Origin of the sequence: Enterobacter sp. TCD1-1, from assembly GCF_020567405.1 — a bacterium.
In the GTDB taxonomy this organism is placed as follows: Bacteria; Pseudomonadota; Gammaproteobacteria; order Enterobacterales; family Enterobacteriaceae; genus Enterobacter; species Enterobacter quasiroggenkampii.
In genome coordinates this window covers 1,316,150-1,341,524 of the sequence record NZ_JAJCXF010000001.1, presented here as the reverse complement: position 1 = coordinate 1,341,524, position 25,375 = coordinate 1,316,150, and the positions used below count along the sequence as shown (strand labels likewise).

7 protein-coding genes are annotated in these 25,375 nt (G+C 60.1%); 3 read left to right on the top strand and 4 right to left on the bottom strand.

The features are described 5' to 3' along the window. The first annotated feature begins 104 nt into the window (after positions 1 to 104). On the top strand, positions 105 to 773 hold the full coding sequence (locus LJA86_RS06450; protein ID WP_048030544.1) for an epoxyqueuosine reductase QueH: 669 nt from the start codon (positions 105 to 107) through the stop codon (positions 771 to 773). A 119-nt stretch (positions 774 to 892) separates the two neighbouring features. Continuing rightward, complete coding sequence (locus LJA86_RS06445; RefSeq protein WP_045910495.1) at positions 893 to 1,165, top strand: DUF883 family protein; 273 nt, start codon at positions 893 to 895, stop codon at positions 1,163 to 1,165. Positions 1,166 to 1,196: 31 nt separating this feature from the next. Here the strand turns inward: LJA86_RS06445 and LJA86_RS06440 are convergent, their stop codons facing one another. Next, on the bottom strand, positions 1,197 to 2,660 hold the full coding sequence (locus LJA86_RS06440; RefSeq protein WP_229225839.1) for an EAL domain-containing protein: 1,464 nt from the start codon (positions 2,658 to 2,660) through the stop codon (positions 1,197 to 1,199). Between the two features lie 276 nt (positions 2,661 to 2,936). On the opposite strand from LJA86_RS06440, the gene LJA86_RS06435 reads away from it, so the two are divergent. Further along, positions 2,937 to 3,821 carry a MarR family transcriptional regulator gene (locus LJA86_RS06435; RefSeq protein WP_229225838.1) on the top strand — a complete coding sequence of 295 codons (885 nt, stop codon included), beginning with the start codon at positions 2,937 to 2,939 and terminating at the stop codon, positions 3,819 to 3,821. 35 nt (positions 3,822 to 3,856) lie between these two features. On the opposite strand, the gene LJA86_RS06430 is transcribed toward LJA86_RS06435, so the two are convergent. The 3 genes from LJA86_RS06430 to LJA86_RS06420 form a co-directional block, all read right to left on the bottom strand. Beyond that, complete coding sequence (locus tag LJA86_RS06430) at positions 3,857 to 5,032, bottom strand: HlyD family type I secretion periplasmic adaptor subunit (protein ID WP_045910492.1); 1,176 nt, start codon at positions 5,030 to 5,032, stop codon at positions 3,857 to 3,859. After that, complete coding sequence (locus tag LJA86_RS06425; protein WP_229225837.1) at positions 5,029 to 7,209, bottom strand: type I secretion system permease/ATPase; 2,181 nt, start codon at positions 7,207 to 7,209, stop codon at positions 5,029 to 5,031. Before LJA86_RS06425 ends, LJA86_RS06430 begins: the two co-directional genes overlap by 4 nt. Before the next feature lie 72 nt (positions 7,210 to 7,281). After that, positions 7,282 to 25,287, bottom strand: a complete 18,006-nt coding sequence (locus LJA86_RS06420; protein WP_229225836.1) for an Ig-like domain-containing protein — start codon at positions 25,285 to 25,287, stop codon at positions 7,282 to 7,284. Between the last annotated feature and the right edge of the window lie 88 nt (positions 25,288 to 25,375).

The window sequence follows — 25,375 nt, the reverse complement described above, 5'->3', positions numbered from 1 at the left end:
GATCCCGCCCCGCGGGATCGCGCTTTCCTGCGTCGATCCCGTCTCAACAGATTCTGAATTTATGCTACCCTTCCATAAATTTCATCAACATAGTGCAGAATGCCATGACGACAGCCCCTTTTATTCGCCCACAACTTACCCTGCCAGACGGTGCCGACAAGCTGCTGCTTCACTCCTGCTGCGCCCCCTGCTCGGGTGAAGTGATGGAGGCTATCCAGGCGTCGGGCATTGAGTACACCATTTTCTTCTATAACCCCAATATCCATCCGCAAAAGGAATACCTCATTCGTAAGGAGGAGAATATTCGCTTTGCGGAAAAGCACGGCGTGCCGTTTGTTGATGCCGATTACGACACCGATAACTGGTTTGAGCGCGCGAAAGGCATGGAATGGGAACCCGAGCGCGGCGTCCGCTGCACCATGTGCTTCGATATGCGTTTCGAGCGCACGGCGCTCTATGCGGCAGAAAATGGATTCAGCGTCATCAGCAGCTCGCTGGGGATCTCCCGCTGGAAGAACATGCAGCAGATAAACGACTGCGGCCAGCGTGCGGCCGCGCGCTATCCGGGTATGGTTTACTGGGACTATAACTGGCGCAAACAGGGAGGCTCCTCACGCATGATTGAGATCAGCAAGCGGGAACAGTTTTACCAGCAGGAATATTGCGGGTGCGTTTATTCGCTGAGGGACAGTAACCTGCACCGTAAGTCTCAGGGTCGCCCGCTGATCCGCATCGGGAAGCTGTATTACGGTCAGGATGACAATGAGAAATAACGGGTTCCCGGTATAGAGATATATCCGAAAACCGCCCTGTCAGGTGCCGAATTTAGCCTTGCGTCTCCCACATCCGCAAAGAGCGGCTATCCTTTAACTATCAACAAAAGGAGGCAAAAATGTCTGATATCGGTACTGATAAAAACACCCAGTTTGCTGAAGACAAGGCAAAAAATAAATTTGATGAACTTGCAGGTTCAGCGCAGCAGCAGTTTGGTGAATTCGTCGATTCACCAAAACATCAGGTTAAAGGTGCCGCGAAAAAATACGCCGCTCAGGCCAGCGATGCCGTTTCCGACGTCACAGAAGCGGTCAGAAATAATCCCCTCACCGGCCTCATCGCCGCGGGTGCTGTCGGTATTGTTCTCGGCCTGTTGCTGGGTCGAAAATAAATCAGAGCCCTTCGGGGCTTTATTTTTCTCATCAGCTAAATAACCGTACCATGCGGTCTAACTCATCCTCTTTCACGGCACGTGAAAGATAATATCCCTGAAAATTTTTAACGCCCAGCGCGACGAGTTTCTCGAACTTTTCTTCGCTATCAACCCCTTCTGCAATACAGTCAGTGCCGGTCATGTCGCTATAAATCTGAATCGCTTTTATTAAATTGTAGTCATTGTCATTTGCCACAAAGTGATCGACGATGTCCCGATCCAGCTTGAGTCCATCGAAATGGACCTGGCGTACCGGGAACATGGTTTGATGGTTAGAAAAGCAGTCATCCAGAAATAAACGACACCCCGTTTTGCGTAAATGCCGCATGGTTTCAGGGATCCTTTTATCCTTCGTCACGTCAATATCCTCTGCAAACTCAAAGACCAGCTTTTCCGCCCACTGCGGTTTAAGCAGCATATCGATGGCCTTTCGTGCCATATCAGGCAAGGCATTTCCGGAAGCCAGACGAGGCGGGATATTCACAGAAAAATAATATTTCCCGTTATACTTATTAATACCTGAGACGGCAGCATGGATGACCAACGCCGTAATTTGCAGCCATATCTCATGATTGGTAATATCCGTTAAAAAACTGGCAGGTTTGACAATTTTACCGTTTTTATTCCAGCGAATAAGGATTTCAAACCCAACACCTTTTTTATCCCGATCGGTAATGATCTGATATGCCGGAAATATTTCGCGATTTCGTAGGGCATTAAAAATGTCGGTTTCCTTCTCCGTGAGCCCCGTTTTTTGACGTGGGTGTTTAGCAGGCATTTCTGCTTTAAAATTATGCGGATCGTGTAGCCAACGCTTAATTAAGTGTAATTTAAGCACACCTTCCTTACGGTGGGTATACACCGTTTTATTCGACAACCCCATTCTATCGCACATTTCTTTTACGGACATTCCGCGGTAGAAACTTAATAATACGTCAATTTCTCTTCGTGTTAACCACTTGAGATTTTCTTGCGAGGAAATATCCATGTAGCGTTCGCGTAATGCGCGAGAGCGGTCTTTAAAACTTTTGTAATGGGTATGAAAACAGGCGATTACATCAGAAACGCTGGCTACGCGAATCAATGATAGTTGATAGCGGTTATTTAAAAGACTGCCCAGCGTGCGGTACAGCCAGCCATCGGGAATATCACCATACAGGGTGACGTGCCGAATGACGGGGAGTGCATTGAGTATGGATGACAGTCGCTTCAGGCTTTCCAGGAGGTTGACCACACCTTTCCCGAGGAACACCACGATATGGGCATCCTGATTTTTAAGGATATTTTCAATATCCTGTTGAGATGCCTCATCTCCGTTAAAGTGGATCCGGGAAGCATGGATTCCGTATTTATTAAGGATCGAACAATATCCCTGGAATGTGAAACCGCAGGCTGAGATGACAAACTTATGTTCATCGCACGCCCCATTTCTGAGAGAAATTTTGTGGGTCATAACCTGCTCCTGGGCACCAAAGCGCCATTTCCATTTGAGTATGCGTAAAATTTATTGCATCTGTTGCGAAGTATAATTTTACAGCAGCACCCAGGGTTAAGAAACTGTTATCAGCCTAATTCACCGGAACATCTTTGCGTTAATCACCCGCGTTTAAATATACTTTTCTTTTCAAATAACCACGGCAAATGTTTTATTCTCAGGGTATAATGAAAATTCCGAAAAAGAAGACTGGATACTTCATCTATCGGCTCATTCAAATACGAGAAAAATGCTATGGATAATCATATCTCATCCAGGGCCTTGCTACATCGAAGGGATGTCATAAAGAGCAATCCACGATTCGGTGAGGCAATATTAGAGCACTACACAATTAACGACACCATCTACAAAAAACAACCTTTGTTCTACAAGACAATGCTACAGGAATCACGGTTCAACATTATCCTCTCCATGTGTTGTTTTATTTTTGGAAATCAGGCCGAGTCAGTCTCAGAAATTAAAGAGTTATGTTCTCGCTATAAGATAGCCAGCCCTAACAGCGTTATTGCGATCATCACGATACTCAGAACCACCGGGCGCATCAAGACCTGGCGCTGTACGGAAGACAGACGCAAAACGAGAATCGCGCCAACCGAAAAAGGTCTGAATGAACTTAAGCGATATATGTCCGGCGCTTTTTTGCCCGTCAGTATTCTTTACCCAACATTCAATATTAACGTGAACCTGCTGGATAATGATATTTTGAGAAATAATTTCTTCCGCCGCGCGGCAGAATATCTTTTTCGGGGATTAACGTTCAGAAAGGTGTTGCCTGAAGTGGGATTGTTTATCGATAAAGATGGTGGACGTATGATTATGCTTTATCTTTATCTGCAGGCTATGAAAAATAAATCTGCCCATGGTGCCGTCATCGACTATTCAGCCAGCACGCTCGCAAAAGAATTTTTTGTATCGCGTATCCACGTCAACCGGATTATCAAATCGGCTCAGGAGGTAGGCTATCTGAAAGATCGGGGTGATGGTCGGCTATCGGTCTATCCGGCGTTTATCGAACTCGTCGAAAATTATGCCGGGTTATATTTTGCGTATGTTACGCATTACATCAACGTTGTTCCTAAAGAGCGACGCCACGTTCACAACGTGACGTCAACCGTATAATCCACCAGGCGTTCGGTGTTCCGAACGCCGTTCACTTATCTTTCCCGCAGCGCCTCTTTTGCCTTGTTCAGCGGTTTCAACAGATAATCCAGAATAGTTTTGCTGCCGGTTTTAATATCAACGGTGGCAATCATGCCCGGAAAGACCGGAAATTCCTGACCTTGCTTATTGGTCAGATGGTTACTGTCGGTACGAATATAGACGCGATAGTAATAAACATCTCTTTTCACCTCATCCTGCAGGGTGTCCGGCGAAATCATGGTCACTTCCCCTTCCAGCCCACCGTAAATGGAGTAGTCATAGGCCGTCACTTTCACCAGCGCCTTCTGGCCGGGATGGATAAACGCCACATCGCGCGGCGAAATTTTCGCTTCTACCACCATCTGATCGTCAAGCGGAACCAGACTCATCAGCTTGCCGTTCGGCGGGATGACGCCGCCCACGGTCGTGACGTCAATATCCTTCACGATCCCGCGAACCGGCGCATTGAAGGTCAGTCGGGTCAGGGAGTCTTCCCGACCCTTCATCACCGAACGCTGGGCTTCAATCTCCGCATTGGCTTTCGCCAGCTCTTCGCGGGCGCGGACGTAATACTGGTTTTTCATCTCGGTGATTTTATTCTCAAGCTCATTTTTTTGACGCTCAAGACGCAGCACCTCCACCTTGCTGGCCGCCCCCTGGGTCACCAGCGGACGGGTCAACGACAGCTCGCGCTGCACCAGCTCGGCACCCTGACGTAAACCCGCCAGCCCTTTTTCAAGGCTCTCGCGACGGGACTGATAGAGCGCCGTTTCCTGCTTAACCAGCTCAACGTCGTCATCCAGCTCCTCGGGAAACGTCAGCTCCGTGTCGTTAACTTCAGCCTTCAGGCGTGCCGCCGTGGCCAGCGCGGCATTCAGACGCGACTCGCTCTCCAGCACGCTCGACTCGGTTTTTGTCCGATCAAGCTGCGCGAGCTGCTGGCCGCGCTCGACGATGTCGCCTTCGCGCACCATCAGGCTGTGGATAATGCCGCCTTCCAGGGACTGGATGACCTGCTCATGCGAAGACGGTATCACCTTGCCGCTGCCTGTCGTCACCTCATCAAGATGGAACAGGCTCGCCCAGGCGATAAACACCACCAGCAGGGCGAACAGGGACCATGCCACCAGGGTAGAGCGCGGAAGGCGAGGCTCCTTCAGTCGGCTATTAAAACGGGAGAAATCATTCATGCCGCGCCCTCCTCTGCAACCGCCGCCGGTTTCATGGTCACGGTGCGCTGTGCTGTCTTTTGCGGCGCCATACCATGCTGGTGCAGGATGGCGTCGCGCGGGCCGTCCATCACCACCTTGCCGTTTTCCAGCACGATGATGCGGTCGACCAGGTCCAGAATCGGCAGGCGATGCGTCGCCACCACCAGCGTACGGCGCTTACCCAGCCATGTGTGAAGATGCTGAATAAACTGCTTCTCGCTCATTTCGTCCAGCCAGGCGGTAGGCTCGTCCAGCAGCAGAATAGTCGGCGAGGTGATCAGGGCGCGCGCCAGCAGCAGCGCCTGACGCTGTCCGCCCGAGAGGCCCGTTCCGCCCTCGTTGATGATAGTGTTCAGCCCCATTTTCTGTTTGCGCACAAACTCCAGCGCGCCGCTGTTGACCAGCGCCTGGTGAATCTCATCGTCGGTCGCCAGCGGGTTACCCATCAGGATGTTGTCCCGCACGGAGCCAAAGAACAGACGGGCCTGCTGGCTCAGCAGCTGCATGTCGCGACGCACGTCGGCCGGATCAAGATGATTAAGGGCAATATCGTCCAGCAGAATGCTGCCCTGCTGCGGCTCCTGCATGCCCGCCAGAAGCTGTAACAGCGTGCTTTTGCCGGAGCCATTGCGCCCGAGCACCGCCACGCGTTCTCCGGCGCGGAGCTGCAGCTTGCTGATGTTGAGCACGGTGAGTTTCTCTTCCTCGTCGTAGTAAAACCCCACGTCCTCAAGCGCATAGTCGCCGCGCAGGTGGGCTTTATGCACCTTCTTGCCGTGCTGCGGATCGTCAATCGGCCGCTGCATCAGGTCGTCCAGCCCCTTACGGGCCACTTTTGCCGACTGCCAGCGCGAGAGCACGCCTGAGATCTGTGACAGCGGCGCAATGGTCCGCGACGCCAGAATCGAGGTACCCACCAGCGCACCGGTGGTCATGTCGCCGCTGATGACCAGATAGCAGCCCACCAACAGCACTACCGCGTAAACAATGGACTGCACCTCCTGGGTCCAGGTAAGCAGCAGGCCCGTCAGCCAGCGCTGCTTCATGCCGACGCTGGCGGCGACGTCGTTGGTGTTATTCCACTGATTCTGGAAACGCTGCTCGGCGCGCATCAGCTTGATGTCTTCAATGCCCTGCACCGCTTCCACCAGCGTGGCGTTACGAATGGCGGATTCACGCATCCCTTCGCTGGAGAGTTTCCCCAGCGGGCGCTGCACCAGCAGCCCCGGAATAAGCAGCAGCGGCACGGCGAGCAGGACCACCAGCACCAGCGGACCGCCAATCATCCACAGAATGAAGACGAACAGCAGGAAGAACGGCAGATCGGAAAGGGCCGCAATGGTCGTCGAGGTGATCAGCTCGCGCACCGACTCCAGCTCGCGGATCTGCGCGATAAACGATCCGGTTGATTTCGAGCGCGCACCGTTTTTAATCCGCAGCGCGTGGGCAAAGACGCGTTCAGAGATGCGCAGATCGGCGCGCTTCCCCACCACGTCAGAAATGTGCACACGCAGCATGCGCATGATGAATTCGAACACGATGGCAATCATCACGCCGCCAAACAGCACCCACAGCGTGGCTTCTGACTGCGACGGTACCACCCTGTCGTAGACCTGCATGGAGAAGACCATGCCGGAAAGCGCCAGCACGTTGGCGACCAGCGCCACCAGCATAATGTCGCTGTAGCGTCGCCAGTCCTTCAGCGCCAGCTGCCAGAACCAGTTTTTCTCATACGGTTTGATGTAGTCATCCACGCGGGCATCCGGCGTGGACTCGAGCGGGCGCAGCACCATCAGGCCCTTTAACCGCGACCCGAGCGCCTCGCGCGTCAGCGTCGTCTCCAGGCCGCCGTCGCCGCTGAACTGCAGGCTGACGTTGCCTTCGTTGTCCATGCGGTTGATCACCGCAATCTGCCCGCTGGTGAATTCTGCCAGCAGCGGCAGACGCCACGGATCGAGGGAGACCGCTTCCGCCGCCACCACACGCATCCCCAGCCCAAGCTGGCGCGCCATCTCCTCCAGCACCAGCTGGCGCGGCGACTGGCTTTCATGGTTAATCGTGACCCGAACGTGCTCCACCGAAAAGTCCAGCCGGTAGTGCTTCGCGATGATGAGCATGCCCTGCAGCCAGGGTTCGTACTGTGGATGTGTCTTCATAATCTCCGGGTTAACGCAATTCGTGTAAAGAAACGCCAAAAGGCCGCGGGGATCGCTCCCCGCGGCGTTGTTTTACGCAATTAACAGTTGATGGTTCGCCAGCAGCGTCGCCAGATCCGTCTGCACGCCGTTCAGCGTCACCAGGGTGGTTGGCGAGAACTGACCGCCGGTACCGTCCAGGTCAACCTGGATCTCGGTATTGCTGCCGTTCTGCACCACGCGGATGTAGTCGCTGATATTGCCCGCGCTGCTGTCCAGCGTGGCCACGCCGTTCACGTAGCTCGCCGAGCCCGTGCCGGTATAGCCGCTGCCGGAAAGCAGATCGCGCAGGTCAATACGATCCGTGTCCGCCGTCCCTTCCCAGGTGCCGACCGTAAAGCCGTTCACCACGTCGTGACCGTTACCGCCCGTGGCATCCGAGGCGTTGATCAGCTTGTAGAGCAGCGTATCGTGACCGCCGCTGCCGATGTTGAAGGTGTCATTTCCGCCGCGGCCTTCGAACCGGTTATCACCGCTGTTGCCGGTGATGACGTCGTCGTAATCCGAGCCGTTAATCCCTTCAATGTTCAGCAGACGCGTGGTGCCGAAGCCGGTGTCCTGCGCGGTTGAGAGGCGCAGGTCAACGGTCACGCCAGAGGTCGCATTGCGGTAATCCACCACGTCCATCCCACCGGTGTTGCTCCAGGTGTCATGGTCGGAATGGGTAGTCCAGCCGCCGGAACCGTTGTAGGTATAGGTACCCTGCTCTGCGATAAAGGTGTCGTTATACCCGGTCCCGGTAATGGTTCCGCTGTGGCCGCCGGTGGCCGCTTCGGCCGTCAGGACGTAGCCCTCTTTGCCGTTGCCCGTCTCCAGGCCGCTCCAGGTGACGTTATCCGACACGCCGTTGGTGATCTTCAGGATCTCGGCCGAATAGGTTTCATTCGGATCCAGCCCGTAGAAACTCACCAGCGCGGACGTATCGTTCGACCCGATACCGGACTGGGCGTTGATGATCTGCGAGGCCACCAGCACGCCCGCGGCGTTGTACAGGTTGACTGTATTGCCGTAGTAGGCGTTGATGCCCTCGCTGTCGACAATGTGCAGATGCATCGCGGTGCCGTCAGCAATGGTTTTGCTGTTTTGCACCAGCACCACCTTGCCGTTCTGCTGAGAGACCAGCAGATCCTGCGCGCCGTCCCAGTTGTAGTCCACTGCCGCCACGCCGGTGGCGTAAGCAATGCCGGACGCCAGTTGGCTTGAGGTCCAGGTGGAGCCGTAGCCGTTGTTGGTGAACAGGGTCGCCGTCTGCGAGCCGCCGTAGGTGCTGAGCTTGACGATGTCCATCTGCCCGTCACCGTTCCAGTCCACCGCCACCGACAGATAGCCCGCCGCTGCGTTAGACGCCTCGACCGCGCTCTTGGTGGCCGAGAGCTTCCCGGTGCCGTCGTTGTAGTAGATCACCCCGCCGTTGTTGTTGTAGCTGCTGCCCAGGTACAGATCCATGTAGCCATCGCCGTTGAAGTCTGCCCACGTCATGGACGCCGCCGTGGTGGTATTCGAGGCGTTTGCCACAAACACGTTAGTCAGGTTCTGACCGATGGATAACGTCCCGTTGCCGTTGTTGTTGATCACGGTTAACGAGTACGCGCCGCTGCGGTTGGTGTGCTGAACCACATCCACGGTGCCGTCATTGTTAATATCGACGCCGGAGATTTCACGCATGGTGGTGAACTGTCCCCAGAACCCCGCGCCACCGTAGGTGCCGTCAGGCGAGAGTACCCCGTTGTTGTTGATCAGATAGGTAATGGAGTCCGCGCCGGAGTCACCGTACGCCAGATCCAGATAACCATCCCCGGTTTTATCGTAGGCAATGACGCCGCCGTACCAGATGGTGGTCCCCATTGCCAGCTGACTGGCGTTATAGGTGCTGCCATCGTAGGTCCACATCACCTGCGTGGATCCTGAGTAGGTGGTCTCCGTGGCGAAAATGTCCTGCGTGCCGTTACGGTCAAAGTCGGCGGCGGTCTGGCTCACCACGTAGTAGTTACGGGTGTTAGTCAGCGTATTGCCGGCATAGGTCGAGCTATCGCTGCTGGAGTAAGACTGGCCGTTAGCGATGATATTCCACAGACCGCTGCTGTTCATGCCGAGGGTCATGGTGGAGTTGTTGCTGTTCCCCGCCGTGGTTGCCCAGTCGGTGTTCACCGAGGTGGTATCAATCACCAGGCTGCCGGTCGCCGTACCCGTGGTATTGCCGTTACCCGCGCTGCTCTTCACCTGCGCGGTCACGCTGTAGCTCGCCACGCCCAGCGCATCGCCGTCCGGGATCTGCAGATACCAGGTGTTGTGATCCGGGTCGACCACCACCGCACCGCCGGTCTGCGAGGTGTAGGTTTTGCCGTTCACCGTCACCACCAGATATTCACCGTTCACCAGGTCAGCGGAGACGGTACCGGTGACGATCGGCGTGGTATCAGACGTGGTCTGCGCGGTAATCGCCGCCGTGGTGGTCGGGATGCTGGTATCAACGTTCAGCACGAAGCCGTCGGATTCCGTGTAGTTTCCGGCCCTGTCGGTGACGCGCACGATGTAGGTGTGATTCCCGTCGCTCAGGCCGTTGTCCTGGAAGGACCAGCTTGCGCTGCCGTTCATGGTCACCTGGCCGAGCAGGACCCCGTCACGGTAAAGCTGCACGATCTCGCCGTCATCCGGGGCGCGGTTAAGCGTCCCGTTGATCAGCGGCGAGTTATCGTCCGTTGCCACCGCGCTGCCAAAGGTGCCCTGACGCTCGCCTTCGCCGTCGGTGTAGCTCACAACCGTGCCAACCGTGGTCGGCGGCGTGGTGTCTACCGTGACGACCTGAGACGCGGTGGAACCCACGTTGCCCGCCTGGTCGATAATCCGCACCTGGTAGGTGTAGTCCCCGTCAGGCAGATCGCGAGTATCGGTGTAGCTCCAGCGCTGGTTGGTGACCGTGGTATCGAGCCAGGTATTCCCGCCGTCGAGGCTGATCTGTACGCGCTCGTCGCTGGCCAGCGCGCTGCCCAGCGAACCGTTGATGGTCAGCGTGGTGTCCATGGTGATGAAATCACTGCCGGACTGGCCGGTATCTTCGCTGATGCTGTCGATGGTGACGCCGTACTGCGGCGCCTGCGTATCCACCGTCACCGCCTGCGAGGTGGTGGCCCCAACGTTACCCGCCAGATCAACGACCCGCACCTGGTAGTTATGGCTGCCGTCGGTCAGGGTACGCGTGTCGCTGTAGCTCCACTGCGTCCCGCTGACGGTGGCGTATACCCAGGTCGTGCCGCCGTCCATGCTCACCTGCACGAATTCACCCGCGCCGAGTTCTGCGCCGAGCGTTCCGTGCAGCGTGTACGAGGTCGAACTGGTCAGGAAGTCGTTATTGTCGAAGCCGGTATCGACGGTGATGTTATCCACGGTCACCGTAATCGCCGCATCCGGGGCGACCGTATCGACGGTCACCTGCTGATGGGCGCTGGCCCCCACGTTACCGGCGGCATCCACCACGCGGACGTAGTAGTCATAGGTCTGGTTACCCAGCGTGCGGCTATCGACGTAGTACCAGCTGTTGCCGGTGACGATCACGTTCTGCCAGGTGACGCCGCCGTCGATGCTGATCTGGGCGTATTCGCCGTCGGCCAGCGTCGCGCCGAGCGAGCCGTGCAACGTCAGGGACGTGTCGCGAGTGATAAAGTCGCTGCTGCTCAGGCCGGTATCGTCGCTGATGCTGTCGATGGCGATCGTTTTGCTGGCGTCCGGCGCAACGGTATCAATGGTCACCACCTGAGAGGCGGTGGCGCTGATGTTGCCCGCATCGTCAATCACGCGCAGCTGGTAGTTGTAATCCCCGTCGGTCAGCGTGCGGCCATCGACATACGTCCAGCTCAGGCCGCTGACGCTGACGTCGGTCCAGGTGACGCCCCCGTCAAGGCTGATCTGCGCGTGGTCGCCGCTGCCCAGCGCCGCGCCCAGCGTCCCTTTCAGGCTGATCTGGTTGTCGCTGGTGATAAAGTCGCTGCCGGACAGGCCGGTATCCTGCGTAATGGAATCCACGGTAATGGTGGTTGCCGCAGGCTTCGTCAGGTCAATCAACACGTCCTGGCTGTCCGTGGCCCCCACGTTGCCTGCGTTATCAATCACGCGGACCTGGTACTGATACGTCCCGTCCGTCAGGGTGCGGCCATCGGCGTAGCGCCAGGTGGTGCCGGTCACGGTCAGGTCAATCCAGGTGACGCCGCCGTCGAGGCTGATCTGCGCCTTCTCGTTATTGCCGAGCTGCGCGGTCAGCGAGCCGTTGACGACGACCTGGCTGTCGTTGGTGATGAAATCCGTTGCGCTCAGGCCGGTGTCGTTTTGCAGCGAATCAATAGCGATCCCCATCGACGGCGCGGTCAGATCGACCGTGACGGTATGGTTATCGCTGGCGCTGTTGCCGATGGTATTGCTGACCTGCGCGTTAATCACGTACGAGCCGCCGTCTGCCAGCGCGGTCACGTCAGCGCTTCCCACCGTGTAGCTCCAGGTACCGTCATTCTGGACGGTAGCCGCATAGGTTTTACCGTTCAGCGTGATGGTCACCGTCTGGCCTGCCGGCGCATCGGTGGTGCCGCTAATGACCAGCGGCGTGCCGTGCTCGGCGGCGTTGACGATGTCGTCCTGCGCAAAGGTGTTAATGGTGATGGTTGGAACATCGCCGTTCAGCGTCACGTCGTGCGTTGCGCTGCCCGGGTTGCCCGCCTTGTCGCTCACCGACGCGGTGATGGTGTACTCCCCGTCGCTCAGGCCGAGGAAATCACGGCCCGGCACGAAGACCGACCACGATCCGTCTGCCCCGACGGTCGCCTGATAGCTGTGCCCGTTGAAGGAGACGGTCACCGTCTGGCCCTGTTCCGCCGTGGTAGTGCCGCGGATGGTCTGGCCCGCCAGCTGCTCCGCGTTGTTGACGATATCGTCATCGGCCACAGTGCTGATGGTCACGGTTGGCGCAACGGTGTCTACCGTTAAGGTGTGCGTGGTCTGGCCGTTATTACCCGCTTTATCGTTGACCGAGGCAGTGACCGTCAGCGCGCCCTGGCTCAGGGCGGCCAGGTCGGCTGCCGGCACGTCGAGCGTCCAGGTGCCGTCGCTGCCGACAAGCGCAGTGTAGGTTTTGCCTCCCAGCGTCACGGTAACGGTCTGACCCGCCTCCGCGCTGGAAGATCCGTGCACGGTCAGCGGCTGCTGCGCTTCCGCGGCGTTCAGCATGTCGTCAACCGACAGCGTCCCAATGCTCACCACCGGCGCAGTAGTATCCACGCTGATGCCGTGCGTTGCCGACGCGCTGTTGCCCGCGCTGTCCTGTGCCGATACGGACACCTGATAGCGTGCGCCATCGGCCAGGGCGCCCACGTCGGCGGCCGGTACGGTGGTCGTCCAGGTGCCGTCGTTCTGAATCGTGGCGGTATAGGTCTTGCCGTTCAGGGTCACGGTGACCTGAGTCCCGCTGGCGAACTGCGCGCTGGAGCCGTTAATCACCAGTGACGAACCGGCTTCAGCCGCGTTGATGACGTCGTCACCGCTAACGGTGTTCACCGTCAGCGCCACGGAGGCGGTGTTGACCACCACGTCATGGGTCTGGGTGCTGCTGTTACCCGCGCTGTCGGTAATGGTCGCGCTGAGGGTCACGGTGCCGTCGGTCAGCGCGGAAATCACGCTGGCCGGAACGCCCACGCTCCAGTTGCCGCTGGCGTCAACGGTAGTGGTGTACTGGTGCGAACCGAGGGTGATAACCACTTTATCGCCGACGCTCGCGCCGGTTGCCGACCCGCTGACGATCTGTGCCTGGCCGTGCTCCACGCTGTTAATCACGTCATCGCCCGCCACCACGTTAAAGCTGATGGTCGGCGGCGTGGTATCAAGCGTAATCGTCTTACCCGCGCTGCCCGGGTTCCCCGCCGCGTCGCTCACGCTCACCTGCACGGTGTAGCCGCTATCCGCCAGTGCGGTCAGATCGCTGCCCGGAACGTTCACGCTCCAGACGCCGCCCTGCTGCACCTGCGCGGTATAGCTCTTCCCGCCCAGCGTCACGGTGACCGTCTGCCCGGCTTCCGCCGTGGTGGTACCGGAGATGGCAACGCCCGCAGCCGCTTCGCTGCCGTTAATCACGTTATCGCCTGCGACCGTATCAATGGTCACGGTTGGCGCAGTCGCGTCCACGCTGTACTCCCGGCCCGCCGACGCGCTGTTGCCGTGCGCGTTGGTGACACTCACCTGCACGCTGGCGTCACCGTCTTTCAGGCCCGCGAGATCCGCAGACGGCACGGTGGCCGTCCAGTTACCGTCAGCATCCACCTTCGCGGTGTACGTCTTGCCGCCGAAGGTAACCGTAACGGTCTGGTTTTCCTCCACGTTCGAGGTGCTGCCGGAGAGCACCAGATCCGCGCCTTTCTCCGCCGCGTTAATCACGTCGTCGGTGGCAATCGCATCGATGCTGATAGCCACCGCCGCCAGATCGACGGACACGTCATGGCTGATGGTCACCGGGTTGCCCGCCGCGCTCTGGCCTGCAACGGTCACGGTGACCGTACCTGCTGCGAAGGCCGCGACGTCTGCCGCCGGTATCGCCGCGCTCCAGGAACCGTCTGCCAGCACGGAGGCCGCATAGGTTTTGCCATTGACGGTCACGGTGAGCGTTGTGCCTGCCGCCAGCCCGTCGCTGGTGCCGGAGACGATCAGGTTTTGAGTATGCTCGATGCTGTTAATCACATCGTCGCCCGCTACCGTATCAACGCGCAGGCCCGGCAGGTTAGCGTCGATCGCGATCTCGCGCTCGCCGGTCCCGGTGTTGCCATGGCCGTTGGTGACGGTTGCTGACACGGTCAAATCGCCATTGCCCAGCGCCGTCAGGACGGACTCCGGCACGTTCACGGACCAGGTCAGATCGTTCTGCACCGTCGCAGTGTAGGTGTTGCCGCCAATGGTCACGGTGACGGTATTGCCCGCTTCCGCGTTCGTTACCTTGCCGCTGAGGGTCTGGCCCGCGGCCACTTCCGCCGCGTTGATAACGTTATCGCCCGCGATGGTGTTGATGGTGACGCCCGGCAGCGCGGTATCCACCTCCAGATTCGCGGTGTTACTCACGCTGTTGCCCACGCCGTTGGTCGCGGCCGCGCTCAGGGTGTAGTTGGCTTCGCCCAGGCTCGCCAGATCCGCCGCCGGGACCGTCAGGCTCCAGCTTCCGTCTGCCGCGGTCGTCGCCGTGTAGTTTTTGCCGTTCAGGGTCACGGTCACCACGGTGCCTTCCGCCAGGTTGGCACTGGTGCCGCTCACGCTCAGATCCTGACCTTTCTCCACCGCATTCAGCACGTTGTCACCGCTGATGGCGTTGAAGGCCACGGACGGCAGGCCGGTATCGACGGTCACGCTATGCGTGCCGGTGCCGGTGTTGCCCGCCGCGTCTGTGACGGACGCAGTCACGGTCACGGTGCCGTCGCTGAGGCCGGAAATCACGCTGGCCGGTACGCCCACGATCCAGTTACCCGCCGCGTCCAGCACGGTGGTGTACGTCTGGCCGCCGATGGTGACGGTCACCTTATCGCCTGCTGCCGCGCCGGTGGCGGTGCCGCTGATGATGTGCGCCTGGCTGTGTTCTGCGAGGTTAATGACATCGTCACCCGCCACGGTATTGATGGTCACCGCCGGAACGGTGACGTCCACCGTCAGGTTGTGATCAACGGACACCGGGTTACCCGCCTTGTCGCTGACGCTTGCGGTCACGGTCACACTGCCGTCCGTCAGGGCCGCTACATCGGCCGCCGGGACGTTCAGCGTCCAGCTGCCGTCCGCGCTGACGGTGGTGGTGTAGTCTTTGCCGTTCAGCGACACGGTCACCGTCTGGCCCGCTTCGGCAGAGCTGCTGCCGGACACGGTCAGTTCGCTATTCGCTTCGGCGGCATTAAGAATGTCGTCCGTCGCCAGAGTGTTGATGGTCACGCTCGGTGCGGTCGCATCCACGCTGTACTCGCGGCCCGCCGAGGCGCTGTTGCCGTTCACGTTGGTGACGCTCACCTGCACGCTGGCATCGCCGTCCTTCAGGCCAGCCAGATCCGCAGACGGTACGGTCCAGCTCCAGTTGCCGCTGTCGTCCACCGTGGTGGTGTAGATTTTGCCGTTCAGGCTGATGGTCACGGTCTGCCCGGCTTCCACGTTGATGGTCGCACCGGACAGCACCAGATCCGCGCCCTTCTCCGCCGCGTTAATCACGTCGTCGGTGGCAATCGCATTGATGCTGATGGCAATGGTCGCCAGATCTACCGTCACATCGTGGCTGATGTTAATCGGATTGCCCGCAGCGCTGTCGCCAGTGACGCTGATTTTGACGGTGCCTTCCGGCCACGCGCTCACGTCAGCAGCCGGGATCGCCGCGCTCCAGGTGCCGTCCGCCAGCACCGTGGCCGCATAGTCTTTGCCGTTGATGGTGACGGTCAGCGCCGTGCCCGGTGCCAGCCCGTCGCTGGAGCCGGTGACAATGAGATTCTGCGCATGCTCAATGCTGTTGACCACGTTGTCGCCCGCGACGGTATCGACGCGCAGGCCCGGCAGGTTAGCGTCGATCGCGATCTCGCGCTCGCCGGTGCCGGTGTTGCCGTGGCCGTTGGTGACGGTCGCCGTCACGCTCAGGCTGCCGTTGCCCAGCGCGGTCAGCACGTCAGACGGCACGTTGACGGACCAGGTCAGGTCGTTCTGCACCGTTGCGGTGTAGCTGTTGCCGCCAATGGTCACGGTGACGGTATTGCCCGCTTCCGCGTTCGTTACCTTGCCGCTCAGGGTCTGGCCTGAGGCCACTTCCGCCGCATTAATGACGTTATCGCCCGCCACGGTGTTGATGGTGACCGTTGGCAGCGCGGTGTCTACCAGCAGGTTCGCGGTGTTGCTGACGCTGTTGCCCACCCCGTTGGTGGCGGTCGCGTTCAGGGTGTAGTTGGCCTGACCCAGACCGGCCAGATCCGCCGCCGGAACCGTCAGGCTCCAGGTACCGTCTGCCGCAGTCGTCGCCGTGTAGTTTTTGCCGTTCAGGGTCACGGTCACCACGGTGCCTTCCGCCAGGTTGGCGCTGGTGCCACTGACGCTCAGGTCCAGACCTTTTTCCACCGCGTTCAGCACGTTATCGTCGCTGATGGCGTTGAAGGCCACGGACGGCAGACCGGTATCGACGGTCACGTTATGGCTGCCGGTGCCGGTGTTGCCCGCCGCGTCGGTGACCGACGCCGTGACGGTCACGGTGCCGTCGCTGAGGCCGGAAATGACGCTGGCCGGTACGCCCACGCTCCAGTTCCCCGCCGCGTCCAGCACGGTAGTGTAAGTCTGGCCGCCGATGGTGACGGTCACCTTATCGCCCGCTGCCGCGCCGGTGGCGGTGCCGCTGATAACGTGTGCCTGACTGTGTTCAGCCACGTTAATCACATCGTCACCCGCGATGGTGTTGATAGTGACCGCAGGAACGGTCACATCCACCGTCAGGTTGTGGTCCACGGACGCCGGGTTACCCGCCTTGTCGCTGACGCTTGCGGTCACGGTGACGCTGCCGTCGGTTAATCCTGCCAGATCGGCCGCCGGAATGTTCAGCGTCCAGCTGCCATCCGCGCTGACGGTGGTGGTGTAGTCTTTGCCGTTCAGCGATACGGTGACCGTCTGGCCCGCTTCGGCGGTACTGGTACCGGACACGGTCAGATCGCTCTTCGCTTCGGCGGCATTAAGGATGTCGTCCGTCGCCGGGGTGTTAATGGTCACGCTCGGCGCGGTCGCATCCACGCTGTACTCGCGGCCCGCCGAGGCGCTGTTGCCGTTGACGTTGGTGACGCTCACCTGCACGCTGGCGTCGCCGTCTTTCAGACCCGCCAGGTCGGCGGCTGGCACCGTGGTCGTCCATTTGCCGTCGGCACCTACGGTCGCGGTGTAGCTCTTGCCGCCGAAGATGATGGTAACGGTCTGGTTTTCCTCAACGTTTGAGGTCGCCCCGGAGAGCACCAGATCCGCGCCCTTCTCGGCGGCATTAATCACGTCGTCGGCGGCAATCGCATCGATGCTGATGGCAACGGTCGCCAGGTCCACCGTCACATCATGGCTGATGGAGACCGGATTACCGGCGCTGCTCTGGCCTGTCACGGTCACGGTGACCGTGCCTGCCGCCAGGGCACCCACGTCCGCAGCCGGGATCGCCGCGCGCCAGGTGCCGTCCGCCAGCACGGTGGCCGGGTAGGTTTTGCCGTTGACGGTGACGGTCAAGGTGGTACCTGCGGTCAGGCCATCGCTGGATCCGGTCACAATCAGATTCTGCCCGTGCTCGATACTGTTGATCACGTCGTCGCCCGCCACGGTATCCACGCGCAGGCCCGGCAGGTTAGCGTCGATCGTGATATCGCGCTCAGCGGATCCGCTGTTGCCGACGCCGTTGGTCACGCTGGCGGTCACCGTCAAATCGCCGTTGCCCAGCGCCGTCAGCACAGATTCAGGCACATCGACGGACCAGGTGAGATCGTTCTGCACCGTTGCGGTGTAGCTGTTGCCGCCAATGGTCACGGTCACGGTGTTGCCCGCTTCGGCATTCACCACCTTACCGCTGATGGTCTGGCCGGCTGCCAGCTCCGCCGCGTTAATGACGTCGTCCCCCGCAATGGTGTTGACGATCACGCCCGGCAGAACGGACTCCACGTTTACGGTGTGCGACGCGCTGGTGCTGTTACCGACGCTGTCCGTCGCCGAGGCGGTGACGGTGTAAAGCGCCTCGCCCAGCTGACCGACTTCGCTCGCCGGAACGGTGGTGGTCCATTTTCCGTTATCGTCCACCTGCGCGCTGTACGCTTTGCCGTTCAGCATCACGGTCACCACCGCGCCTGCCGCCAGGCCGGAAGCCGTACCGGAGAGAGTCAGATCCTGGGTTTTCTCGGTGTTATTGATCACATCGTCACCGGAAACGGTGTCAATGGTCAGCCCCGGCGCGGTCAGGTTCACCGCCACGCCGTGCGTGGCGCTGTTGCTGTTGCCCGCTTTATCGGTCAGCGCTGCGGTAATGGTGTAATCCCCGGCGGCCAGCGCGGTGACGTCCGCCGCAGGCACGCCCACGCTCCAGTTGCCGGAGGCGTCCAGGGTGGCGGTGTACGATTTGCCGTTGAGGGTGACCGTGACCACGTCGCCCGCCGCCGCACCCGTCACGGAACCGGTGACAATCAGGGCCTGCGCATGCTCGGCGCTGTTGATCACGTCGTCGTCGGACACGGTGTGAATGGTCAACTGTGGAACGGTGGTATCCACCAGCACGTCGCGACCCGCGGAGGCAGGGTTGCCCGCTTTGTCCGATACGGCGGCGCTGACGGTGTAGTTCCCGTCGGTAATACCGCTAAGATCCGCGGACGGCACGGTCACGCTCCAGCTGCCGTTGGCCTGCACGGTGGTGGTATAGTCCACGCCGTTCAGGGTCACGGTGACGGTCTGGCCCGCTTCGGCGTTGGTGACGCCGTTAATCACCAGATCCTGCTGCGCTTCGGCCGCATTGATGATGTTGTTGTCGCTGATGATTTCAATAGACACCGTCGGCGCGGTCGCGTCCACGCTGTACTCGCGGCCCGCCGAGGCGCTGTTGCCGTTCACGTTGGTCACGCTCACCTGCACGCTGGCGTCGCCGTCCTTCAGGCTGCCCACGTCGGCAGACGGTACGGTAGCCGTCCAGTTGCCGTCGGCATCGACCGTCGCGGTGTACGACTTGCCGCCGAAGGTGATGGTAACGGTCTGGTTTTCTTCCACGTTGGTGGTGGAGCCAGACAGCACCAGGTCCGCGCCTTTCTCCGCCGCGTTAATCACGTCGTCAGAGGCAATCGGGTTAATGCTGATGGCGACTGCCGCCAGATCCACCTTCACGTCATGGCTGATGGTCACCGGATTCCCCGCGGTGCTTTGCCCCTCCACGGTCACGGTGACCGTGCCCGCAGCCAGTGCGCTGACGTCTGCCGCCGGAATGGCCGCCGTCCAGGTGCCGTCCGCCAGTACGGTGGCGGCGTAGGTTTTGCCGTTGACGGTGACGGTCAGCGCCGCGCCCGTTGCCAGACCGTCGCTGGAGCCGGTGATAATCAGGTTTTGAGCGTGCTCAATGCTATTGATCACATCGTCGCCTGCCACGGTATCGACGCGCAGGCCCGGCAGGTTTGCGTCGATGCTGATGTCGCGCTCGCCGGTGCCGGTGTTGCCGTGGCCGTTGGTGACGCTGGCTGACACTGTCAGATCGCCGTTACCGATGGCGGTTAAGACTGAGGACGGCACGTTAACCGACCAGCTCAGATCGTCCTGAACCGTCGCGGTATAGGTATTGCCGCCAATGGAAATGGTGACAGTGTCACCGCTCGCCGCACCGCTCACTTTCCCGCTCAGGGTCTGTCCGGCAGCCACTTCCGCTGCGTTAATGACATCATCCGTGGCGACCGGGTTGATGGTGACCTGCGGCAGCGCGCTGTCGACCAGCACGCTGTGGCCGGTGCTCGCGCTGTTGCCCGCGGCGTCAGTCACGCTCGCCGTCACGACGTAGCTCGCTTCGCCCAGCGCCGAGACGTTTGCCGCCGGAACGGTCACGCTCCAGTTCCCGCTCGCGTCGGTGGTGGCCGTATAGCTGATTCCGTTCAGGGTCACCGTAATGGTCGTTCCGTCCGGCTGGTTACTGGTGCCGGATACCTGCAGATCCTGGCCTTTCTCGGTCGCGTTGATCACGTCGTCAACCGCCAGGGTATTGATGGCAATGACCGGCGCGGTCAGGGAGACGTCAAAGTCGTGCGTCGCAGTGGCGCTGTTACCGGCTTTGTCGGTGAGGGTCGCGGAGATCGTCTGGTCACCGTTGACCAGCGCGCCCACGTCCGCCGCCGGAACGCCCACGCTCCAGCTGCCGGACGCGTCCAGCATGGCGGTGTAGTCTTTACCGTTCAGGGTCACGGTAATCACGTCGCCCGCCTGCGCGCCCGTCACCTTACCGGAGACGATCAGCGCCTGGCCGTGCTCGGCAATATTCACGATGTCGTCGCCGGCAACGATGTTGAAGGTGATCTGCGGCACGGTGGTGTCCACCAGCACCGAGGATCCCGCGCTGGCCGGGTTACCTGCTTTATCGGACACGGTCGCCGTGACCGCCGCGTTGCCGTCGGTAATGCCTGCCAGATCCGCCGCAGGCACGTCGAGCGTCCAGCTGCCGTCCGCCTGCACCTGCGCGCTGTACTGATTGCCGTTGAAGATCACGGTGACCGTCTGGCCTGCTTCGGCCGTAGACGTCCCGCTCAGGGTCAGATCCTGCGCCGCCTCAGCCGCATTCAGCATGTTATCGCCGCTGATGGTGTTAATGGTCACCGTCGGCGCGGTGGTGTCAACGCTGAATGCCTGCGCCGAAGAAACCGCGTTGCCGTTCACGTTGGTGACGCTGACCTGCACGCTGGCGTCACCCTCTTTCAGGCCGCTCAGATCGGCAGCCGGAACGGTCCAGGTCCAGTCACCGTTGCTATCCACCGTCGTGGTATACGTTTTCCCTGCGAAGGTGATGGTGACGGTCTGGCCCGCTTCAACGTTGGATGTCGTACCGGACAGCACCAGATCCTGGCCTTTTTCCGCCGCGTTAAGCACGTTGTCGTCGGTCACGCTGCTGATGGTGATGGCGACCGGCGCGAGATCGACGTCCACGACGGTCCCGATGGTTACCGGGTTGCCGGAGGCATCTTGCGCGCTTGCCTTGATATCCAGCGAGCCATCTGCCCACTGGGACACGTCCGCCGCCGGTACCGCCGCCTGCCAGGTACCGTCTGCCAGCACCGTTGCGGAATACGCTTTGCCGTTGATGGTCACGGTCACGGCGCTGCCCGCCGCCAGATCGGTGCTGGTGCCGGACACAATGAGGTTCTGCGCGTGTTCAATCACGTTAATCACGTCGTCGCCTGCGACCGTATCAATACGCAGCCCCGGAAGCTGGGCGTCGATGGTGAAGTCGAGAGAAGAAGAGCCGGTATTGCCGTGGCCGTTGGTCACGCTGGCCGATACGGTGAGATCGCCATTGCCGAGCGCGGTGAACTGACTCTCCGTTAACGGCAGGCTCCAGGTGAGATCGTCCTGCACGGTTGCCGTGTATGTCTGACCGCCGAGGATAATCGTGACAGTGTCACCTGCCGCCGCGTTCGTCACCTTACCGGACAGGGTTTGCCCCGCCGCCACTTCCGCCGCGTTAACGATATTGTCGCCCGCCAGCGTGTTGATCGTTACCACCGGCAGCGAGCTGTCCACCAGCACATCGTGCGAGGTTGAGGCGCTGTTGCCTACGCTATCGGTGACGCTCGCCGTCACGGTGTAATTCGCCTCGCCCAGCGCCGAGACGTTTGCCGCTGGAACGGTCAGGCTCCAGTTGCCGCTGGCGTCAGCGGTGGCCGTATAGTGTATGCCGTTCAGGGTCACCGTAATGGTCGAGCCTTCCGGCTGGTTGCTGGTGCCGGAAATCTGCAGATCTTCGCCTTTCTCGGTCGCGTTAATCACGTCGTCTGCCGCCAGCGTGTTGATACCGATGACAGGCGTCACGGTATTCACCACCACGTCCAGCGAAGTGCTTCCGGTATTGCCGGACCTGTCGGTCACGGAGACGTCGATGGTCCAGGTGCCGTCCGTCAGCCCCTGCACGACGGACGCCGGCAGGCCAAGGCTCCAGTTGCCCGCCGCATCCACCACGGTGGTGTAATCGACGCTGTTAATGGTAATGGTCACAAGGTCGCCCGCCGCCGCACCGGTGACGGAGCCGCTCAGGATCTGCGCCTGTGAATGGGCGAGCTGGTTAATGGTGTTAGTGTCGGTGACAAAGTCGTTAATGGTCACCTGCGGCACGGTCGCGTCCACCAGACCCACGCGGTCGGCGCTGCTGCTGTTGCCCGCCACGTCGCTCACGGTGGCCGTCACGGTCACGATGCCATCGTTGAGGGCGCCGACATCAGCCGCCGGAACGATCAGCTGCCAGGTACCGTCCGTCTGGACCGTGGTCTGATACGTTTTACCGTTCAGCGTCACGGTGACCGTCTGGCCGGCTTCCGCACTGCTGGTGCCGCGCAAGGCTAAATCCTGCTGCGCCTCAGCCGCGTTGATGATGTTGTCGGCGGTCAGATTATCGAGCGTAATCGCTGGCGGCAGCGTATCCACCATGACCACGCGCGACGCGTCGGCACTGTTGCCGTTGACGTTCGTGACGCTGACGCTCACCTGCGCGCGCCCGTCGACCAGGGGTTCCATGGCGCTGGCAGGCACGGTCAGGCTCCAGGAGCCGTCCTGCTGCACCTGTGCGGTAAAGGTCTGATCGGCGAATTTCACCACCACGGTCTGCCCCGCCTCCACGCCCTGCGTCTGGCCGGAAAGGGTTAAATCGGCGCCTTTTTCTGCCGCATTCAGCAGGTCGTCGCCGGAGACGGTATCAATGGTGACCGCCACGGCATTCAGATCGAGTTCAATCGGGTGTTCAGCCGCAACGGTATTGCCCCAGGCATCTTCAGCGCTGACGCTTACCGTCACCTCTCCCGCCGTCCAGGCCTGCAGGTCCGCGGCCGGGACGCCGATCTGCCAGTGGCCGCTGGCGTTCACCGCGGTAACGTACTCAACGTTATTGATGGTGACGGTAATCTGCGTGCCGGCAGCCAGATGGGTGCTGGAGCCGGTGACGGTCAGATCCTGCTGCTGCTCAATGGCGTTGACCACGTCATCGCCGGAAATGGTGTTCACACGCAGGCCCGGCAGCTGTGCGTTGATGTTGATATCGCGCTCGCCGGTACCGGTATTGCCGTGCGAATTGGTCACCGACGCGGTGAAGGTTAAATCGCCGTCGCCGAACGCCTGAAGATCCGCTGACGGGATTTTCACGCTCCAGGTCAGATCGCTGCCCACCGTGGCGGTGTAGCTCTTGCCGCCCACGGTGACAGAAACGGTATCGCCCGCCGCCGCGCCGGTAACGCGACCGCTGAGGGTTTGATCGACACCCGCTTCGGCGTTATTGACCAGGTTGTCGCCCGCAAAGGTGTTGATGATCACCTGCGGCAGCACGGTATCCACCAGCAGCGTCGCCGCGGCAGAGCCGCTGTTACCCACGCTGTCAGTACCGCTGACGCTGACGGTGTAAAGGGTGTTCGCCAGATTCAGGACGTCGGAAACCGGCACCTGGACCGCCCAGATGCCGTTTTCAACGGTGGCCTGATAGCTGACGTTGTTCAACGTCACGGTGATGGCGCTGCCGTCAGGCAGGTTGCTGGTGCCGGTCAGGCTCAGCGGCTGCATTGCCTCCTGAGCATTCAACACGTTGTCCTGGCTGATGGTATCAATCGTAAATTCTGGCGGGTTGCCGCTCAGCGTAATGCCGTGTGTGGCGCTGCCGGTGTTGCCTGCCGCGTCGGTCACGGAAACTGAAATCGTATGGTTACCTTCCCCCAGCGCGCCCAGCACGGACGCCGGAACGCCTACGCTCCAGGTGCCGTCCGCCAGCACCACGCCGGTGAAGGACTGGCCGCCAACGGTCACGGTGACCACATCCCCCGCGGCGGCGCCGTTTGCCTGCCCGGAGATGATCTGCGCCTGGCCCTGCTCGCTGGTATTGAGAATATCGTCGCCCGCCACGGTATCAATGGTAACGACCGGCGCGGTGGTATCCACCGCAAAATCGGCGGTGACAGATGAGCCGTTGCCCGCTTTGTCGCTGACGTTCACCGTCAGGGTGTGATTGCCCTCGCTGAGCGCCTGCACATCGCCCGCCGCAAGCGTGACGGACCAGGTGCCGTCGCTGCCCACCGTGGCGTTGTAGTTTTTACCGTTCAGCGTGACCGTGACGATCTGACCGGCTTCCGCATTCGTTTTGCCGGTCAGCGTCAGCGGCTGGCTGTGCTCGGCGGCATTAATGATGTTGTCCTGCGCGAGGGTATCGACAGAGAGGGTTGGCGCGACGGTATCCACGCCGATTGTCTGGCTGCCGCTCACGGTGTTACCCGCCGCGTCTTTGCCGCTGACGTTGACCGTCCAGGTGCCATCGCCCAGCGCCTGCGCGTCGGCCGCGGGTACGTTAACGCTCCACGTCCCGTCAGCGCCCACCACGGCCGCGTAGGTTTTACCGTTTAGCGTCACGGTAAGTTCGGTGCCCTGCGCCAGATTCTTGCTGGCGCCGGAGAGCGTAAAGCCTGCGGATTGCTCGCTGGCGTTAAGCACGTTATCGCCCGCCGTGGTGGCCAGCGTAATGGCGGCCTCGGCGGTCGAGACCGTTACGGTGATATTGCCCGCATCGGTAGTCTTACTGCCGTCGATCTGCACCACCGACCAGGTGTGTTCCCCGTCCGTCTGGGTCGGTAATTTTACCGTCCAGGTGCCCTCTTTACTCACCATGGCGCTGGCGATGGTGCTGCCGCTGCTGTCTTTGATCTGGATCGTCGCGCCCGGCTGACCGGTACCGCTAAAAGTTGGCGTGTTGTCGTCCGTGATCGCGTTTGCTGTCAGCACGCCCTGCTTGTCGCCCGCTTTATCCGACAGCAGGAAGGTTGGCGTGGCGCTTTCCACCTCTTTCGTATTATCAATAACTTTTGTTTTAGTATCGCCGTCGCCGCCGTTTGCCAGCAACGCCCCGATGGCACCGCCGCCTAATGCAGCTCCCGCAATCCAGCCCCACGGCGCGTCGCTTAAGACGCTTTCCTGCTCCAGGAAAGGTTGAATGCTGCTAATCGGTGTGGCCTGCGCGGTTAACTCGGTCACCGCCACGCCTGATGCTTCCCCGGCATCGGCAAAAGAAATATGCGTCAGTTCCTGACGATCGTTGAATACCAGCTCTGACTGAGTATGCGTTTCAGGATCTTCAACAAAATAGTTATTGCAGCGAATCACGCTGCCATCTTTCATATAAATGAGGAGGTCTTTCCCCTGACGGACATAACGCGCCACATCCTGAGCAGAACCCTGGATTTCAATCACGCTCGGGGATGAAATAGAGACCGACAAATTCCCTTCGCCGGTTAATTTCGTTTTCTCCGCCGTTTTGCGAATGATGACATCAACAACCTTTATGTTACTCATATTTCTCTCCTTGCAGGTGTACGGATTCCTGTGGATATGTCCACCAGACGGATGTAGCTATCCCTGGGAAAAAACACCCATTATTTTC

Excerpts from the sequence above, each read along its gene's own strand:
- LJA86_RS06420 (WP_229225836.1), bottom strand. The coding sequence starts at position 25,287 with ATGAGTAACATAAAGGTTGTTGATGTCATCATTCGCAAAACGGCGGAG.
- LJA86_RS06435 (WP_229225838.1), top strand. The coding sequence starts at position 2,937 with ATGGATAATCATATCTCATCCAGGGCCTTGCTACATCGAAGGGATGTC.
- LJA86_RS06450 (WP_048030544.1), top strand. The coding sequence starts at position 105 with ATGACGACAGCCCCTTTTATTCGCCCACAACTTACCCTGCCAGACGGT.
- LJA86_RS06430 (WP_045910492.1), bottom strand. The coding sequence starts at position 5,032 with ATGAATGATTTCTCCCGTTTTAATAGCCGACTGAAGGAGCCTCGCCTT.
- LJA86_RS06440 (WP_229225839.1), bottom strand. The coding sequence starts at position 2,660 with ATGACCCACAAAATTTCTCTCAGAAATGGGGCGTGCGATGAACATAAG.
- LJA86_RS06445 (WP_045910495.1), top strand. The coding sequence starts at position 893 with ATGTCTGATATCGGTACTGATAAAAACACCCAGTTTGCTGAAGACAAG.
- LJA86_RS06425 (WP_229225837.1), bottom strand. The coding sequence starts at position 7,209 with ATGAAGACACATCCACAGTACGAACCCTGGCTGCAGGGCATGCTCATC.